This window comes from Pseudomonas sp. R1-43-08, from assembly GCF_003852255.1.
Lineage (GTDB): Bacteria > Pseudomonadota > Gammaproteobacteria > Pseudomonadales > Pseudomonadaceae > Aquipseudomonas.
Genome location: NZ_CP027734.1, coordinates 718,751 through 734,840 on the forward strand (window position 1 = coordinate 718,751; position 16,090 = coordinate 734,840).

Annotated in this window: 13 protein-coding genes; 1 reads left to right on the plus strand and 12 read right to left on the minus strand. The window is 62.4% G+C overall.

Going from position 1 to position 16,090, the window contains the following annotated elements:
* Nucleotides 1-15: 15 nt before the first annotated feature.
* Nucleotides 16-795 (plus strand): hypothetical protein, encoded by a 780-nt coding sequence (locus C4J87_RS03065; protein ID WP_124365679.1) that lies wholly within the window; start codon nucleotides 16-18, stop codon nucleotides 793-795.
* Here the strand turns inward: C4J87_RS03065 and C4J87_RS03070 are convergent.
* The 12 genes from C4J87_RS03070 to C4J87_RS03135 form a co-directional block, all read right to left on the minus strand.
* Nucleotides 792-1,388: a MarC family protein gene (locus C4J87_RS03070; RefSeq protein ID WP_065883442.1), complete on the minus strand. Its 597-nt coding sequence runs from the start codon at nucleotides 1,386-1,388 to the stop codon at nucleotides 792-794. The two genes, C4J87_RS03065 and C4J87_RS03070, sit on opposite strands and share 4 nt — an antisense overlap.
* Before the next feature lie 196 nt (nucleotides 1,389-1,584).
* The gene (locus C4J87_RS03075) at nucleotides 1,585-4,356 is read right to left on the minus strand and encodes a hybrid sensor histidine kinase/response regulator (RefSeq protein ID WP_124365680.1); all 2,772 of its coding nucleotides are present in this window, start codon (nucleotides 4,354-4,356) and stop codon (nucleotides 1,585-1,587) included.
* 99 nt (nucleotides 4,357-4,455) lie between these two features.
* Nucleotides 4,456-5,748, minus strand: a complete 1,293-nt coding sequence (purD, locus tag C4J87_RS03080) for a phosphoribosylamine--glycine ligase (RefSeq protein WP_124365681.1) — start codon at nucleotides 5,746-5,748, stop codon at nucleotides 4,456-4,458.
* 129 nt (nucleotides 5,749-5,877) lie between these two features.
* Nucleotides 5,878-7,485, minus strand: a complete 1,608-nt coding sequence (purH, locus tag C4J87_RS03085; RefSeq protein WP_124365682.1) for a bifunctional phosphoribosylaminoimidazolecarboxamide formyltransferase/IMP cyclohydrolase — start codon at nucleotides 7,483-7,485, stop codon at nucleotides 5,878-5,880.
* An 81-nt stretch (nucleotides 7,486-7,566) separates the two neighbouring features.
* Nucleotides 7,567-7,887 carry a DNA-binding transcriptional regulator Fis gene (gene fis, locus C4J87_RS03090; protein ID WP_003221275.1) on the minus strand — a complete coding sequence of 107 codons (321 nt, stop codon included), beginning with the start codon at nucleotides 7,885-7,887 and terminating at the stop codon, nucleotides 7,567-7,569.
* Complete coding sequence (gene dusB, locus C4J87_RS03095; RefSeq protein WP_124365683.1) at nucleotides 7,884-8,897, minus strand: tRNA dihydrouridine synthase DusB; 1,014 nt, start codon at nucleotides 8,895-8,897, stop codon at nucleotides 7,884-7,886. Before dusB ends, fis begins: the two co-directional genes overlap by 4 nt.
* 185 nt (nucleotides 8,898-9,082) lie before the next feature.
* On the minus strand, nucleotides 9,083-10,297 hold the full coding sequence (locus tag C4J87_RS03105; RefSeq protein WP_124365684.1) for a DUF3426 domain-containing protein: 1,215 nt from the start codon (nucleotides 10,295-10,297) through the stop codon (nucleotides 9,083-9,085).
* 30 nt (nucleotides 10,298-10,327) lie between these two features.
* A complete protein-coding gene (gene prmA / locus C4J87_RS03110) occupies nucleotides 10,328-11,206 on the minus strand; it encodes a 50S ribosomal protein L11 methyltransferase (protein ID WP_124365685.1) in 879 nt (292 codons plus the stop codon).
* Nucleotides 11,207-11,487: 281 nt separating this feature from the next.
* Nucleotides 11,488-12,849 (minus strand): acetyl-CoA carboxylase biotin carboxylase subunit, encoded by a 1,362-nt coding sequence (accC, locus tag C4J87_RS03120; protein WP_124365687.1) that lies wholly within the window; start codon nucleotides 12,847-12,849, stop codon nucleotides 11,488-11,490.
* Between the two features lie 17 nt (nucleotides 12,850-12,866).
* Entirely contained in the window at nucleotides 12,867-13,325 is a 459-nt protein-coding gene (accB, locus tag C4J87_RS03125; protein ID WP_057724122.1) for an acetyl-CoA carboxylase biotin carboxyl carrier protein, read from the minus strand.
* 24 nt (nucleotides 13,326-13,349) lie between these two features.
* The gene (gene aroQ, locus C4J87_RS03130; protein ID WP_065951442.1) at nucleotides 13,350-13,805 is read right to left on the minus strand and encodes a type II 3-dehydroquinate dehydratase; all 456 of its coding nucleotides are present in this window, start codon (nucleotides 13,803-13,805) and stop codon (nucleotides 13,350-13,352) included.
* Nucleotides 13,806-14,101: 296 nt separating this feature from the next.
* Nucleotides 14,102-16,063: a methyl-accepting chemotaxis protein gene (locus tag C4J87_RS03135; RefSeq protein ID WP_124365688.1), complete on the minus strand. Its 1,962-nt coding sequence runs from the start codon at nucleotides 16,061-16,063 to the stop codon at nucleotides 14,102-14,104.
* Between the last annotated feature and the right edge of the window lie 27 nt (nucleotides 16,064-16,090).

A 16,090-nucleotide genomic window follows, 5' to 3' on the forward strand; every position in this document is an offset into this window, starting at 1 on the left:
CGTGGAGAATTGGAAATGGAGCGACATCACAGAAGGATCAACAGTACCAAAAGGCGCAAGTTGATTGCCGCCTACAAATTGCCGGGTGCGCCAGCTACGCACGCGGCTTCACCGCTGGACACCGAAGATGACTGCAATGCGGCGGTGGTCAACAACGGCGTGATTTCTTTCGCCGAGGGGTTGTCCGGGCTTAACCGCGAGTACATTCGCAAAAGCTACCTGTTGGCCAGCAGCTATGTGAGCGATGTATTGAAGGTTCATCGGGGCACCGAGGCCTGGTACGACGAATTTATCAAGGTCATGGTCAGCCTCGGCTGGTTACCGTTGCGCAGCAGTTTTGAGCGAGTCTCACGGGTCGGCGAGGGGCTGACGGTGCAACTGGCCGCACTGAATATCATCGGCGCGATGCTCGCTTCGATGTCGTTGTCGGGGCCGCTGCTCAGCCTGCTGCCGAAACTGGCCGCGGATGCGCTGGAAGCCTTGAAGCAACAGCCGGCGTCGTTCGATTTGTTCAAGCGCAACTGCAGCGTGCACCAGGGCGGTGACTTTGGCGTGGCGTCCTGCGCGCAAACTAATGGCGAAGTGATGATGGTGCTGGTGACCTACAGCAGCCATGGCGTGAGTAAACAGGTGGGTTTGCCGTTCCTTGAATGGGACAGCTCATCGTTCGAGGCCTTCAGCGGGCAGACCTGCCTGGTGCTGAATACCTCGGTGGTCAACGAGAAGACCCTTCAGCTGATGCGTGACAGCGCGGGCGACAAGGTGCAGTCGGCCATTGCCAAATACCGGATCTAGGTCACCAGATAACCGCGCACCCCGGTAAAGATAATTTGCGCGGCCAGGGCACACACGAACAACCCCATCAACCGGCTGACAATCTGCAAGCCCTGGTCGCCGAGAATTCGTTCGATCCGATTGGACAGGTACAGCACCACGCCCACGGTAAGGCTGGCCAGGGCGATGCTGAGGATAGCGGTGAGCTTGTCGTCCCAGTGGGGCTGGCTTACCCCCATCACCAGCAGCGCGCCGATGGTGCCGGGGCCGACCGTCAGCGGGATGGTCAGCGGTACGATGGTCACGTCCTGCTGCACGTTATCGGTCTGCACCGCCGACTTGCCCTGGGCCATGCCCAGGGCGGAGATAAACAGCACGCTGCCGGCACCGATGCGGAAGGCATCCACAGTGATACCGAACACACTGAAAATCACCCGGCCGAACAGGTACAGCAGCACGCTCGATACCAGCGTCGCCAGCGCGACTTTCCACGCCAGGCGCCGCCGCTCCTTGCTGGAATAACCACGGGTCAGGCTGATAAAGCAGGACAGCACAAAGAACGGGCTATAGAGCACCAGCATCTTCAGGTAAACGCTGAACAACACATGGAGCATGAGGGGCGGCTCGCGGGTGGTGGAAGTGTGGAGGAGTCTATCAGGCGCCAGAGATCAAATGTGGGAGGGGGCTGATCGTTCCCACGCTCCGCGTGGGAAGCATCCGGTGACGCTCCGCGTCACGCCAGGCGCAAGACGCGGAGCGTCCCAGGCGGCGTTTCCACGCGGAGCGTGGGAACGATCAGTCAACGATCAGTCAGGAGGGGGCGTGCTCTGGCCGTTGTTGGCGCTGCGCCACCCAGAATTCCACCAGCTCGCGCAACTGCGACAGCTCCACCGGCTTGGCCATATGCCCATCCATCCCGGCCTGGCGCGCACGTTCCTTGTGTTCCGAAAGAATGTGCGCAGTCAGCGCCACCACCGGCGTGCGTACACGTTGGTGGCTGACTTCCCACGCGCGCAGCTGCTGGGTGGCGGAGAAACCATCGAGGATCGGCATTTCACAGTCCATCAACACCAGGTCATAACGCTGGGCTTTCATCGCCTCCAACGCTTCTTCGCCGTTGCTGGCGGTGTCCGGGTTGAGGTTGAGCTTGCCGAGCATGCCACGTATCACTTTGGTGGAGATGCTGTTGTCTTCGGCCACCAGGATGCGGAAGTCGCTGGGCACCGTAATCACTGCCGGGGCGGCTGGAGCGGGGCGAGGGTGGGTCACGCCTTTGCTGCGTTGGGCCAGTTCGTCGGCCAGTGTGGTCTTGAGCGTATAGCCGGCCACCGGTTTGGCCAGGATGCGTTTGATCCCGCAGTTGCGCGCGATGATCTTGCTCGGCGCGTTGCTGATGCCCGTGAGCATGATCAGCAGGATATCGTGGTTCAGGCTCGGGTCTTCCTTGATCTTCGCCGCCAGTTGCATGCCGGTCATGCCGGGCATGTTCTGGTCCAGAAGCACCACGTCGAAGTAATCGCGCAGGTGCGCCTTGGTACGCAGCAGGGCCAGGGCCTCCTTGCCGGAAGCCACGGCGCTGACGTTCAGGCCCCAGGCCGAGCATTGCTGCAACAGCACCTTGCGGCAGGTGTCGTTGTCGTCCACCACCAGTACGCGTGCGTCCTTGAGCGGGCCGTCGAGATCGGAGGTCGGATGCTCCAAGCGTTCCGGGTCCAGCGGCAGGGTCAGCCACAGCGTGCTGCCTTGGTGACTGCCGCTCTTTATACCGAACTCGCCGTTCATCAACAGGATCAACTGGCGTGCGATAACCAGGCCCAGGTGGCCGCTCAAGCGTGTCGCCGAGAGGAAGTTCTTGCTGTGCAGTTCGCTGTGCAGCAGGGCGTCGCGTTCGGCGGCTTCCATCGGCACGCCGCTGTCTTGTACCGCGATGCGCAGGCGTGGCTTGGTGCTGCGTTCGTCGAGGGCCACGACGATCAGCACTTCGCCCTCGTCGGTTTTGTGCAGGGCGTTTTCCAGCAGGCTCAGCAACGCCTGGCGCAGGCGTGTCGGATCACCGCTGATCACGCGCGGCACCTGGGGCTGGATGAAACTGATCAGCTCGACATTCTGCTGCTCGGCCTTGGCGCGGAAGATGCTCAGGCAGTCGTCGATCAGCGCGTTGAGGTCGAACTGCACATCATCGAGTTCGATCTGCCCCGACTCGAGCTTGGAGATGTCGAGGATTTCGTTGATCAGCGTGAGCAACTCGTTGCCGGCGCTGTGGATGGTCTGCACATAGTCGCGTTGTTTCACCGACAACGGCGTGCCCAGCAGCAACTCGGTCATGCCCAGCACGCCGTTCATGGGGGTGCGGATTTCGTGGCTGATCTTCGCCAGGAATTCGGCCTTGGCGGCAATTTCGGCGTTGCTGGCGGCCAGGTCGCGGCTGAGGCTGAAGCGGGTTTCGACAATGGCGCGCTGGCGCTCGCCGAGGGCCAGGCTCATCAACAGGCCGCTGAGGCAGATAAACGTGAGCAGGGTCACGATCAGGCCTTGCGGCGCCACCAGCGTGAGGCCGAGCAGGGCGGGCAGAATGATCAGCGTGCCGATGTTGAACACCACCATGCCGGCCACGAACAGGCGCGCCGGGCGATAGCCTCTTTGCCAGTGATAGGCCGAGACAAACAGCATGCTCAGGCCGGCCAGCGCGACCAGGGCGTAGGTGATGATGTTCAGCGGCAGGGTGTTGACGAACAACAGCAGCAGGCCACACAGCACGATCAACAAGATGTCGGCCATCAACAGTTTGTTCAGCGGGTGTGGGCCCAGGGGCATGAAGAAACGATAGGCAAACATCAGCCCGCAGGGCGCGGTCAGCAGCAGCGCGAGGTAGGCGCCTGGGGTCTGGATCGCATGCCAGTTCGGCAGCCATGGCCCCACCACGTTGAGCAACAGCGCCAGGCTGAGCATCAACAGCACTTCGCAGGCCGCCAGCCACAGGCTGCTGCGCGAGCGGTGGTAGGCGAAGCGTGTGAGGTTATGCAGGATCAGCATCAGCAGCACGCCGAACAACAGGCCATAGAGCAGCGTCTGGTTCTGGTTGGCGGCGGCCAGTACGGCGGGTTCCAGCGTGATGTAAGGGCGTAGCTCGTGCTCCGACACCAGGCGCAGGTACACCTCGAGCGGGCGCTGGCTCTGCGGCATCGGGAGCATGAAGTCACTGCTCGGCAGCGGGCGCTCGGCCTGGGGCTGGCGCGTGCCGGTGGTCTGCTGTTCCACCAGGGTATCGCCGTCCAACACATACAGGCTCAGGTGCGACAGGTCCGGCGCGAACACCCGCAGCACTTGTTCATGCTTGCCGGGTTGCAGCTTGAAGCGTACCCACAACGCACCGTCTGGCTGCGCGGCGGTAATCCGGTCCAGTTCGATGGGGCTGAATTGATTGGTGTAGCGGGCGGAGCGGATATCGCTCAGTTGCAGGTCGGCCTGCTCATCGAGCAATACTGCCCAACCACTGCCTTGCGCAGCGGCTTGAGCCGGGGCCAGGCAGAGCAAGGTCAGCAGGCTGACTGTAAAAGCTAAGGCGATCCTGAGCCAGCGCAAGGCGAAGTCCCTTCGTAGGTGAATGCACGGGTTAACTATGCGCGGGGGCATGAGTACGGCAAGGGCCAGAGGCCCTTACCTACCCGAACGGATAGCTACTCAGTTGCTCTCGCCACGTTCACGGGCAATGGCGCGGTAACCGATGTCGGTGCGATAGAAGCAGCCTTTCCAGTCGATTTTCGCGGCCAGTTTGTACGCCTGTTGCTGCGCGGCGTCGACACTGGCGCCCATCGCGGTGGCGCACAGCACGCGGCCACCGGCGGTGACGATCTGGCCGTCCTTCAGCGCAGTGCCAGCATGAAACACCTTGCCTTCCAGCGCGGCTGCTGCCTCCAGGCCCTCGATCACATCGCCCTTCGCGTAATCGGCAGGGTAACCGCCGGCCGCCAGCACGATACCGACGCTCGGGCGTGGGTCCCACTGGGCTTCGACCTTGTCCAGGGCCTGGGCCAGCGCGGCTTCCACCAGCAGCACCAGGCTCGACTGCAGGCGCAGCATCACCGGTTGGGTTTCCGGGTCGCCAAAGCGGCAGTTGAACTCGATGACTTTCGGGTTACCGGCTTTGTCGATCATCAGGCCGGCATAGAGGAAGCCGGTGTAGACGTTGCCTTCGTCGGCCATGCCGCGCACGGTCGGCCAGATCACCAGGTCCATGACGCGCTGGTGCACGTCGGCGGTGACCACCGGCGCCGGGGAGTAAGCCCCCATGCCGCCGGTGTTCGGGCCGCTGTCGCCGTTGCCGACGCGCTTGTGGTCCTGGCTGGTGGCCATTGGCAGTACGTTCTTGCCGTCGACCATCACGATGAAGCTGGCTTCTTCGCCGTCGAGGAATTCTTCGATTACCACGCGCGAACCGGCGTCACCAAAGGCGTTGCCGGCGAGCATGTCGCGCACGGCGTCCTCGGCTTCCTGCAGGGTCATGGCGACGATCACGCCTTTACCCGCAGCGAGGCCGTCGGCCTTGATCACGATCGGCGCGCCTTTTTCACGCAGGTAAGCCAGGGCCGGCTCGATCTCGGTGAAGTTCTGGTAGTCGGCAGTCGGGATCTTGTGGCGCGCCAGGAAATCCTTGGTGAAAGCTTTCGAACCTTCCAATTGAGCGGCGCCGGCGGTCGGCCCGAAGCAATCCAGGCCACGGCTGCGGAACAGGTCGACGACGCCGGCCACCAGCGGCACTTCCGGGCCGACGATGGTCAGGGAGACATTGTTCTCGGCGAAATCTGCCAGTTGCTCAAGGGCCAGCACGTCGATAGCGACGTTCTCGCACTTGGCTTCAATGGCGGTACCGGCGTTACCCGGGGCAACGAAAACTTTCTGGACGCGTGGGTCTTGGGCAACTTTCCAGGCCAGGGCGTGTTCACGGCCACCGCTGCCAATGATCAAAACATTCATTTCAAAAACCTCGTTAGCATGATCGTTCCCACGCTCTGCGTGGGAATGCAACACGGGACGCTCCGCGTCCCAAAGCGTGACGCAGAGCGCCACAAGAGGCATTCCCACGCGGAGCGTGGGAACGATCGATCAGTGGCGGAAGTGGCGCATGCCGGTGAAGACCATGGCGATGCCAGCTTCGTCGGCAGCAGCGATGACTTCAGCATCACGCATCGAACCGCCCGGTTGGATCACGGCGGTCACACCGGCTTTCGCGGCATTGTCCAGACCATCACGGAACGGGAAGAACGCATCGGAAGCCATTACCGAGCCGGCTACCTGCAAACCGGCGTGTTCGGCCTTGATCGCAGCGATACGTGCCGAGTTCACGCGGCTCATCTGGCCGGCGCCGACACCGATGGTCTGGCGATTCTTGGCGTAGACGATGGCGTTGGACTTAACGTACTTGGCGACTTTCCAGGCGAAGATCAGGTCGTTGATCTCCTGCTCGGTCGGCGCGCGTTTGGTCACGACCTTAAGGTCCTGGCTGCCGATCATGCCGATGTCGCGGCTCTGCACCAGCAAACCGCCATTGACGCGCTTGTAGTCCCAGGCTGCGGCGCGCTCAGCCGACCATTCGCCGCAGGCCAGCAGGCGCACGTTGGCCTTGGCGGCAACGATGGCGCGGGCCTCTGCGCTGACGCTTGGCGCGATGATCACTTCGACGAACTGACGCTCGACGATGGCCTTGGCCGTCTCGGCATCCAGTTCACGGTTGAAGGCAATGATGCCGCCGAATGCCGATTCGGTGTCGGTGGCGTAGGCCAGTTCGTACGCCTGGCGGATCCCGCCTTCAGCGTCCGGGCTCACGGCCACGCCGCACGGGTTGGCGTGCTTGACGATCACGCAGGCCGGCTTGACGAAGCTCTTCACGCACTCCAGCGCGGCGTCGGTGTCGGCCACGTTGTTGTAGGACAGTTCCTTGCCTTGCAACTGGGTGGCGGTGGCAATGCCCACTTCGGCCGGCTTGGCTTCCACGTAGAACGCCGCGCTCTGGTGCGGGTTCTCGCCGTAGCGCATTTCCTGGGCCTTGATGAACTGGCTGTTGAAGGTGCGTGGGAACTGGCTGCGGCCTTCGGTGCTCAGGACGTCGGCGGCCTGGTTCACGGTGCCCATGTAGTTGGCGATCATGCCGTCGTAGGCGGCGGTGTGTTCGAACGCCTTGAGCATCAGGTCAAACCGCTGGGCGTAGGTCAGGCCACCGGCTTTCAGGCTGTCGAGCACTTGGGTGTAGTCGCTGGCGTTGACCACGATGGCCACGTCTTTGTGGTTCTTGGCGGCCGAGCGAACCATGGTCGGGCCGCCGATATCGATGTTTTCGATGGCGGTCGGCAGGTCGCAGCCTGGCTTGTTGATGGTGGCTTCGAACGGGTAGAGGTTAACCGCCACCAGGTCGATCGGCTTGATGCCGTGCTCGTTCATGATGGCGTCATCGATACCGCGACGGCCCAGGATGCCGCCGTGGATTTTCGGGTGCAGAGTCTTGACCCGACCGTCCATCATTTCCGCGAAACCGGTGTAGTCCGCGACTTCTACTGCGGCCACGCCGTTGTCCTGCAGCAGTTTGAAGGTCCCGCCCGTGGAGAGGATTTCCACGCCAAGGGCTTCCAGCTCCCGGGCAAATTCGAGGATCCCGGTCTTGTCGGAAACACTGATCAAGGCGCGGCGGATCGGCAGGCGGGTAGTCTGGTCGGTCATCTCAATTTCCATCAAAAGCAAAGGAGTCAGCAAAAAAGGCGACCGTTTTTACGCGGGCGCCTTTCTGGTTTGATTGAATGCTTACAGCAAATCGTATTGCTTGAGCTTTTTGCGCAACGTGCCCCGGTTGAGGCCCAGCAGCTCACTGGCTTTGGTCTGGTTGCCCTTGACGTAGTTCATCACGCTTTCGAGCAGGGGCGCCTCGACTTCGGAGAGCACCAGGTTGTACACGTCCGTGACGGAAGCGCCCTCGAGGTGGGCGAAATAATTGTGCAGCGCCTTCTCGACACTCCCGCGAAGGGTCTGGCCTTCTTCGCTCGGCGTGTTGAGGTGCTGTTTCAAATTGACGTTGTCGCTCACGGGTGCTGTTCCACTCACTAAAGTCTCGGTCATCATCGTCATGCGGCCACCCCTTCTCCATCCCCTGTTCCCAGGCTCTTGTCACGTTCGGCGAAGAACTCACGAACGGTGGCGACCTGTGCCTGCGTTTCATCCAAACGGTTGAACTGAGCGCGAAATTCCCTGGCGCCCGGCAAGGTGGCGAGGTACCAGCCGACATGCTTGCGAGCAATGCGTACGCCCATCACATCCCCATAGAAGGTGTGCAGGGCGGCCAGATGCTCTAGCAGAATACGTTCCACCTCGGTCAGTCCCGGTGCCGGCAACACGTTGCCGGTACGCAGGAAATGCTCGATCTCACGGAAAATCCATGGCCGCCCCTGGGCGGCCCGGCCGATCAACAGGCCATCGGCGCCGGTTGCGTGCAGAACGCGCCGGGCTTTCTCGGCTGAATCGATATCGCCATTGGCAAACACCGGCATCGACACCGCCTGCTTGATCGCGGCGATGGTGTCGTATTCGGCTTCCCCGGTGTAAAGGTCGGCACGGGTGCGGCCATGCACCGCCAGCGCTGCAATACCTGCCTGTTCGGCGATCTTCGCCACCGTCAGGCCATTCTTGTTGTCCCGGTCCCAGCCGGTCCGAATCTTCAGGGTCACCGGCACATCGACTGCGGCGACAACGGCCTGCAGGATCTCGGCAACCAACTGCTCATCTTTCAACAGGGCGGAGCCTGCGGCCTTGTTACAGACCTTCTTGGCCGGGCAGCCCATGTTGATATCAATGATCTGCGCGCCCAGCTCCACATTGGCCCGGGCCGCCTCCGCCAGCATCTGCGCATCACCCCCGGCGATCTGCACCGAGCGTGGCTCGGGATCACCTTCGTGGATCATGCGCATCCGCGACTTGCGGGTGTTCCACAAACTCATGTCGCTGGTGACCATTTCAGAGACTACTAGACCCGCGCCCAAACGTTTGCAGAGCTGACGAAAGGGCTGGTCCGTGACGCCCGCCATCGGGGCGAGGATCAAGCCGTTGTGCAATGTATATGGGCCGATGCGTACCGCCGACATAGGACTTCCCTGTTGTGGGGCCGGATCATTAGAGTTCGAAAAAGGGTTGGCATGATACCCGCTCTCGATGACTGGATAAAGGCTGAATTGGATAAAATCTGAACAGTTATTTTTTTATCGCCAGCGGTTTGGTTGACGTCGGCGCAGTCAATAAACCGCCGTCAAACCTCGGTTCTGGCGCAGCTTCACTCGGGCGAATGGAAGCTCAGGCTGTAGTTCACCGCTTTGCTGCCGGGGTCAAGGATGTCCAGGGAGATGTGGATCGGTGTCTGCGACGGCATTTCGCTGACCCCGGCCAACTCGCCGCTGAGGTACTCGGCCGGCTTGAAGCGCCGACTGGCGATCAGGCCGCCGTTTAGGTCGGCAAAGCGCAGCTCCAGCTGCGGAAAGGGCTGGGAGAAGGTCGCGCGGTTGTAGATGATCGCATCCACCACCAGCGCCCCGGCGAACTCCGGATGGCTGCGCACCACCAGGTTGCTGCTCTTGATGTGGGCGATGTCGACCCGTGATGGCACGGTGCAGCCCAATTTCGGGCACAGTTGCTGGAACCACGGACGATAGGCGTCCTGGCGGGCCAGTTCGTCGAATTGGTAGGCAATGTACTGGCCCGCCAGGCCCGCGGCGGCGAGCAGTACCAGCACGATCCAGGTCAGGCGGCGGCCCAGGCCTGACGGACGCTTCTGCGCATACAGGTGCAGCGGGTCGTCCTCCAGGTCCTGGAACACCTCGTCGACATTGGCCTCGGCACGCGCGCGCTTGCGCCGGGCGTGGGGGCGGTCGTCGGTGGCTTGCGCCGCTGGCGTCAGGGGCGTGAAGGGTGGATCGGGATCGTCGTCCGGGGTCGAGCGAAGTGGCGGTTCGTCGTCGTCGAGATCGTCGCGGTGAAACGACAGGGACGGCTCGGTGCGCTCGCTCGGCTCCGGCTCGGCTTCGGCGGGCAGGACGCGCTCTTGCGGCGGCTCGCTGAACAGGCTGGCGGCCCACTTTTCTTCCTCGGCCTTGACTGTATTGCGGCTGGCGCTGAGGGCATCTTCCCTGTGCCGACGCTCGGCACCGGGCTGGCGGCGGTCCGCGCCGACGGGCTGGGTGTGCTGAATTTCGCGGCGCTCGAGCTTGGCCAGTTCCTCGTCCAGGTCCAGGTTGTCCAGGTCCAGCTCTTGGGCTGTCCACTGTTTCTGGCTGATTGCGCGCGGCGGCTCAGGCGTGGGTTCATCAGCGCCGGACTGTTCAGGTTGCGCTGCCGGCACCGAGGCTCGCTGCTCCAGCAACTGGCGCGCAGCGTTGAACACCTGCAGGCAGGAGCCGCAGCGCACCACGCCACGGGCCACGCTCAATTGAGCGTGGTTGACGCGAAAGCGTGCTTGGCAATGCGGGCACTGGGTGACGAAACTGTCGCTCATGCGGCCATCCGATTCAGACAAGCGCTCATTCTAGCGCCGACGACCGCTGATGCGTACCCAGCCGTCACGGTTGGCGATGGGGTCCAGCTCGAAATCCCTGGCGTAGGCGGCGGCGACCTCTTCACCTTGCTCGGCGAGAATGCCCGACAGTGCCAGGCGCCCGCCAGGCTTGACCAGGTTCGACAACTGCGGCGCCAGCGACACCAACGGCCCGGCGAGGATGTTGGCGACCAGCACATCGGCCTGTACCTGGGGCAAATCCTCAGGCAAATAGAGTGGGAACTTGCCTTCGGGAATGTGGTTGCGCCCGGCGTTATCGCGGGAAGCTTCCAGGGCCTGCACGTCGATATCGGTGCCCACGGCCTGCTTGGCGCCTAGAAGCAGCGCGGCGATGGCCAGGATCCCCGAGCCGCAGCCGAAGTCGAGCACGTTGCAGTCGCTCAGGTCCTGGCCGTCCAGCCATTCCAGGCACAGCGCGGTGGTGGGGTGAGTGCCGGTGCCGAACGCCAGGCCCGGGTCCAGCAGCAGGTTGACGGCATCCGGCTCGGGGGCGGCGTGCCAGCTGGGTACGATCCACAGGCGCTGGCCGAAACGCATGGGCTGGAAGTTGTCCATCCAGCTGCGTTCCCAATCCTGGTCTTCGATCACTTCGCTGTGATGCTCCGGCAGCGGGGTGCCGGTGAGCAATTCCAGATGGGCCAGCACGCTGGCGGCCTCGGTACCGTCTTCGAACAGGGCCAGCAAGTGGGTGTGGGACCACAGCGGGGTGGTGTTGAGTTCCGGTTCGAAGATCGGCTGGTCTTCAGCGTCCATGAAGGTCACCGACACGGCGCCGACTTCGAGGAAAGCGTCTTCGTAGGTTTCGGCTTGTTCTGGGCTGATGGCGAGACGGACTTGCAGCCAAGGCATGGCGGGCACCTTTGAAAAAATGAGTGTGCAGCGGGATGGGGCTGCGAAAGCGCGCAAGTTTACGCGAGCGAACAGCAGAAGACGACATTGCTGATGATCGTTCCCACGCTCCGCGTGGGAATGCTGCTCTGGACGCTCCGCGTCCGTGACGCGGAGCGTCACAAGATGCGTTCCCACGCCGAGCGTGGGAACGATCAGTCAAGCCCCCTCCCACAGGTGGTTGGTGTGTGGCTGCCAGAAACAACAAAGCCGCCCGAAGGCGGCTATGTTGGGTGGAGCACTTACTGGTTGGCCAGCTTGTGTTCCAGGTAGTGAATGTTCACACCACCTTCGCAGAAGCCTTCATCACGCACCAGGTCCCGATGCAGCGGGATATTGGTCTTGATGCCGTCGACCACGATTTCGTCCAGGGCGTTGCGCATGCGGGCCATGGCCTCATCGCGGGTCGCGCCCCAGGTGATCAGCTTGCCGATCAGCGAGTCGTAGTTGGACGGAACCTTGTAGCCGCTGTACAGGTGCGAATCCACACGTACGCCGTTGCCGCCGGGCGCGTGGAAATGCTTGACCAGGCCTGGGCTCGGCATAAAGGTTTGCGGGTCTTCGGCGTTGATCCGGCATTCCAGGGAGTGGCCGTGGATCTTCACGTCGTCCTGGGTGAAGGACAGCACGTTGCCGGCGGCGATGCTGAGCATCTCCTTGACGATGTCGATACCGGTGACCATCTCCGACACCGGGTGCTCTACCTGCACGCGAGTGTTCATCTCGATGAAGTAGAAACGGCCGTTCTCGTAGAGGAACTCGAAAGTACCGGCGCCACGGTAGTTGATGTCGATGCACGCCTTGACGCAGCGCGCCAGGACTTCCTGGCGGGCTTTCTCGTCCAGGCCCGGTGCCGGGGCTTCTTCCAGTACCTTCTGGTGACGACGCTGCAGCGAGCAATCGCGGTCGCCCAGGTGGATCGCATGGCCCTGGCCGTCAGACAGTACCTGCACTTCCACGTGACGTGGGTTGGTCAGGTACTTCTCCAGGTAGACCATCGGGTTGCCGAACCAGGCAGCCGCTTCGGAGCGGGTCTGCTTGGCGGCTTCGATCAGTTCTTCTTCCTTGTGCACCACGCGCATGCCGCGACCACCACCGCCACCGGCGGCCTTGATGATCACCGGGTAGCCGACTTCACGGCCAATGCGCAGGGCGGTTTCCTCGTCTTCCGGCAGCGGGCCGTCGGAGCCGGGAACGGTAGGCACGCCGGCCGCGATCATGGCGTCCTTGGCCGAGACCTTGTCGCCCATCAGGCGAATGGTTTCGGCTTTCGGGCCGATGAAGGCAAACCCGGATTTTTCCACCTGTTCGGCGAAATCGGCGTTTTCCGCGAGGAAACCGTAGCCTGGGTGAATGCCATCGGCGCCGGTCACTTCGGCGGCAGCGATGATGTTCGAGACTTTCAGGTACGAGTTGGTCGCCAGGGGCGGGCCGATGCAGATGCTCTCGTCCGCCAGTTTCACGTGCATCAATTCGGTATCGGCCGTCGAGTAAACAGCGACGGTCTTGATGCCCTCTTCCTTACAGGCGCGCAGGATACGCAGCGCGATCTCGCCGCGGTTGGCGATCAGGACTTTTTGCAGTTTCTTCGCAGGTTTCAACATCGAAGGCGCTCCGCGGTTCAAACGATGGTGAACAGCGGCTGGTCGTACTCAACCGGCTGACCGTTTTCTACCAGGATGGATTCGATGACGCCGGCTTTTTCAGCCGTGATGTGGTTCATCATCTTCATCGCTTCAACGATGCAGATGGTGTCGCCCACTTTCACGGTCTTGCCCACTTCAACGAAGGCTGGCGAGGTCGGTGCCGGGGTGCGGTAGAAAGTACCGACCATTGGCGACTTGACCACGAAACCGTTCAGCGCAGGGGCTGCTGGCGCTGCAGGCGCGGCGGCTGGAGCAGCGGCAGGTGCGGCAGCGGCCGGAGCCGGTGCTTGCATCTGTGGCGCGTAGAACTGTTGAGCCGGGGTCTTGCTGTGACGGCTGATCCGTACGGACTCTTCGCCTTCCTTGATTTCCAGCTCGTCGATACCGGATTCTTCCAGCAGTTCGATCAGTTTCTTAACTTTACGGATATCCATGAATCATCAACTCCCAAGGGTCGGTCAGGGGCGTTTAGCCTGTTCTTCAACGTGTTCCAGGGCGGCCTCCAGGGCCAGTCGGTAACCGCTGGCGCCAAGGCCGCAGATCACTCCTACCGCTACATCGGAGAAGTAAGAGTGATGGCGGAAAGCTTCGCGTTTGTGCACGTTCGATAAATGCACTTCGATGAATGGGATGCTCACCGCCAGCAGCGCGTCACGTAATGCAACGCTTGTGTGCGTAAAAGCGGCGGGATTGATCAGAATGAAATCCACGCCTTCGCCACGCGCGGCATGGATGCGATCAATCAATTCATACTCGGCATTGCTTTGCAGGTAGAGCAAATGGTGGCCGGCGACACGGGCCCGCTGTTCCAGATCGAGGTTGATCTGATCCAGGGTCACTGCCCCGTAGACGCCCGGTTCACGGGTGCCGAGCAGGTTCAGGTTGGGTCCGTGAAGAACCAGTAAGGTCGCCATCGGCTGTTCCTTGTTATTGGTGGGGTACGGCAGAACCCGGCGACTATGCCGCAAAGCCTTTGTGACTGTCCAGTTCTATGCAGTAGCCAGCACGATTAGCGAGGATTGCGCGAAATTTGTGACTGTGGCTCAGGATCTGGTCATTGGCAACACTGTTATGAATTCAATGGGGATCCACTGTGGGAGGGGGCTTGCTCCCGATTGCGGTGTGTCAGTTATAAATGCTTCGACTGACCCACCGCTATCGGGAGCAAGCCCCCTCCCACATTTTGATCTTCACTGGGCGCAAGGTCGGGTCAGACCCGAAAGGCTTTTACAGCCGTATTGAGCTGCCCGCCCAGCACCAGCAGATGCTCGCCCTGGCTGCGTCCCTGGCCGATACGCCGCAGGTTGTCTTCACCCAGTTGGTGAATTCTTTCGCTGTTGTCGCGAATCTCACTCACGGCCCCGCTTTGCTGCGCCGTCACGTCAGCGATGCGTACGGCGGTCGCGGAGATGGTCTGGATCGCCCCGACGATTTCATCCAGCGCGCCATCGGCGGCCTGGGCTTGCTCGGCGGTGGCTTCGGCGTGTTCGACCTGGGCCCGCATGCCTTGTACCGATTGGTGGGCGGCGGTTTGCAGGCCGGCGATCAGGCCCTGGATTTCGGCGGTGGCGCCGGCGGTACGTTGGGCCAGGGAGCGCACTTCGTCGGCGACCACGGCAAAACCCCGTCCGGCCTCACCGGCGCGGGCCGCTTCGATCGCCGCGTTGAGCGCCAGCAGGTTGGTCTGGTCGGCGATCGAGCGGATCACCGTAAGCACGCCGCCGATGGTCGCGGACTCTGCGGCGAGTTTCTCGATCATCTGCGCATTTTGCTGCACTTCACCCACCAGGGCATGGAGCCCGGCCAGGCTCAGGCCGATCACCCGCTGGCCTTGTTCCACGGCGACGCCGGCACTGCGACTCGCGCCTGCAGCCTGGCTGGCATCACCCGCCACTTGCTGGATGGTCGCCTCCAGTTCGCCCAGGGAGTCACGAATCTGCGCGGTGTCCCCGGCCTGGCGTTCGGCGCCGTCGTGCAAACCGCTGCTCAGTTCGGCCAGGGTGCGGCTGCTGCCGGCGACTTCTTCGGCATTGCCGCGGATCGTGCCGACGAGGTCCACCAGATAAGCGCGCAGGCGGTTCAGCGAGGCTTCGATGTCGCGCAGTTCGCGATTGGTCCTGCCCAAGGCGATCGGCTGGCTGAAGTTGCCTTCGGCCCAGGTGGACAGCGCCGGGGCGAGGTGGGTCAGCACCCGCGCCAGGCGGCGTTGCAGGGTATCGATCAACAGTGCGATCAGCAGGATCAGGCCAATCATCAGCCCCTGCATCAGACGCACTTCGCCCTGGATGTTGGCGTGCTGTGCGCGCACCACCGGCTCCAGGCCGGCGATGGCTTGTCGCACGCGGGTGATCTTGATGTGTGTGGCGGCGGCGAGGTCGGTGCGTTGCTGGATCTGTTCGCGGGTGCGCTTGAGTTCGGCGGGGTAGCGGGTCAACAGGCTGTTGAGTTCACGTTTGAGGTCGACGCCGGTATCCTGGGCTTCGGTTTTTTCAGCGTTTTCCAGGCCCATCAACGCAGAAAAATCGTCGCTGCTGGATTCGGCGCTGGCCTTCACCCCCAGCAAAGGCAGCTGGGCCAACAGGTCGGCCTGGGTACGAATGTTGGCGATTTCACGCTCGACATCATCCGCCAATTCGGCGCGACCGCTGCTCACCAGTTTGTCCCGGGCCAGGGACAGCTTGCCCAGGTGTTGCGAGGCGGCCAGCAGTGGCGGCAGATAGCGCGCCGCGTCCGGGGCATTCACGGCACTGGCGTACTGGCTCAGTTGCTCCAGGTTCGCCCCCAGCTCGCGTTCGGCCTGCAATAACAGCGCTTGCGGGTCGCCGGCCAGTTTGCCGGCGGCGAGCAGGTCGGTTTTGCTGAAGGTGTCTAGCTCCGTGAGGCTGGGTCGCAGGTTCTGCGCCAACTCGGGCGGCAATGAATCGAGCTGCTGCAGCAGGCTTTCCAGGCTCTGGCCGGCGCTGCTCAAGCGCAGGGCATCGCCGCTGGCCAGGTAGTCGTCGATATTGCGTGCGGCCTGGTTCTCGAAGGCCTGGGACAGCCCCAGATAGCGCTCCATCAACAGGTACGGGCGCTCCAGTGCTCGTTGCGACCACCACAGCGTCGCCCCGAGCGCCAGACACACGGCCACCAACAAAAGGGTATTGAGATTGGTCAGCAGCTTCAGGCGCATGCGTGGTTTCAACCGACAGCAAAAGAT

Bases quoted from the DNA above. Each gene is read 5' to 3' on its own strand.
- C4J87_RS03065 (WP_124365679.1), top strand. From the start codon at position 16: ATGGAGCGACATCACAGAAGGATCAACAGTACCAAAAGGCGCAAGTTG.
- C4J87_RS03070 (WP_065883442.1), bottom strand. From the start codon at position 1,388: ATGCTCCATGTGTTGTTCAGCGTTTACCTGAAGATGCTGGTGCTCTAT.
- purD (WP_124365681.1), bottom strand. From the start codon at position 5,748: ATGAATGTTTTGATCATTGGCAGCGGTGGCCGTGAACACGCCCTGGCC.
- purH (WP_124365682.1), bottom strand. From the start codon at position 7,485: ATGACCGACCAGACTACCCGCCTGCCGATCCGCCGCGCCTTGATCAGT.
- fis (WP_003221275.1), bottom strand. From the start codon at position 7,887: ATGACGATGATGACCGAGACTTTAGTGAGTGGAACAGCACCCGTGAGC.
- dusB (WP_124365683.1), bottom strand. From the start codon at position 8,897: ATGTCGGCGGTACGCATCGGCCCATATACATTGCACAACGGCTTGATC.
- C4J87_RS03105 (WP_124365684.1), bottom strand. From the start codon at position 10,297: ATGAGCGACAGTTTCGTCACCCAGTGCCCGCATTGCCAAGCACGCTTT.
- prmA (WP_124365685.1), bottom strand. From the start codon at position 11,206: ATGCCTTGGCTGCAAGTCCGTCTCGCCATCAGCCCAGAACAAGCCGAA.
- accC (WP_124365687.1), bottom strand. From the start codon at position 12,849: ATGTTGAAACCTGCGAAGAAACTGCAAAAAGTCCTGATCGCCAACCGC.
- accB (WP_057724122.1), bottom strand. From the start codon at position 13,325: ATGGATATCCGTAAAGTTAAGAAACTGATCGAACTGCTGGAAGAATCC.
- aroQ (WP_065951442.1), bottom strand. From the start codon at position 13,805: ATGGCGACCTTACTGGTTCTTCACGGACCCAACCTGAACCTGCTCGGC.
- C4J87_RS03135 (WP_124365688.1), bottom strand. From the start codon at position 16,063: ATGCGCCTGAAGCTGCTGACCAATCTCAATACCCTTTTGTTGGTGGCC.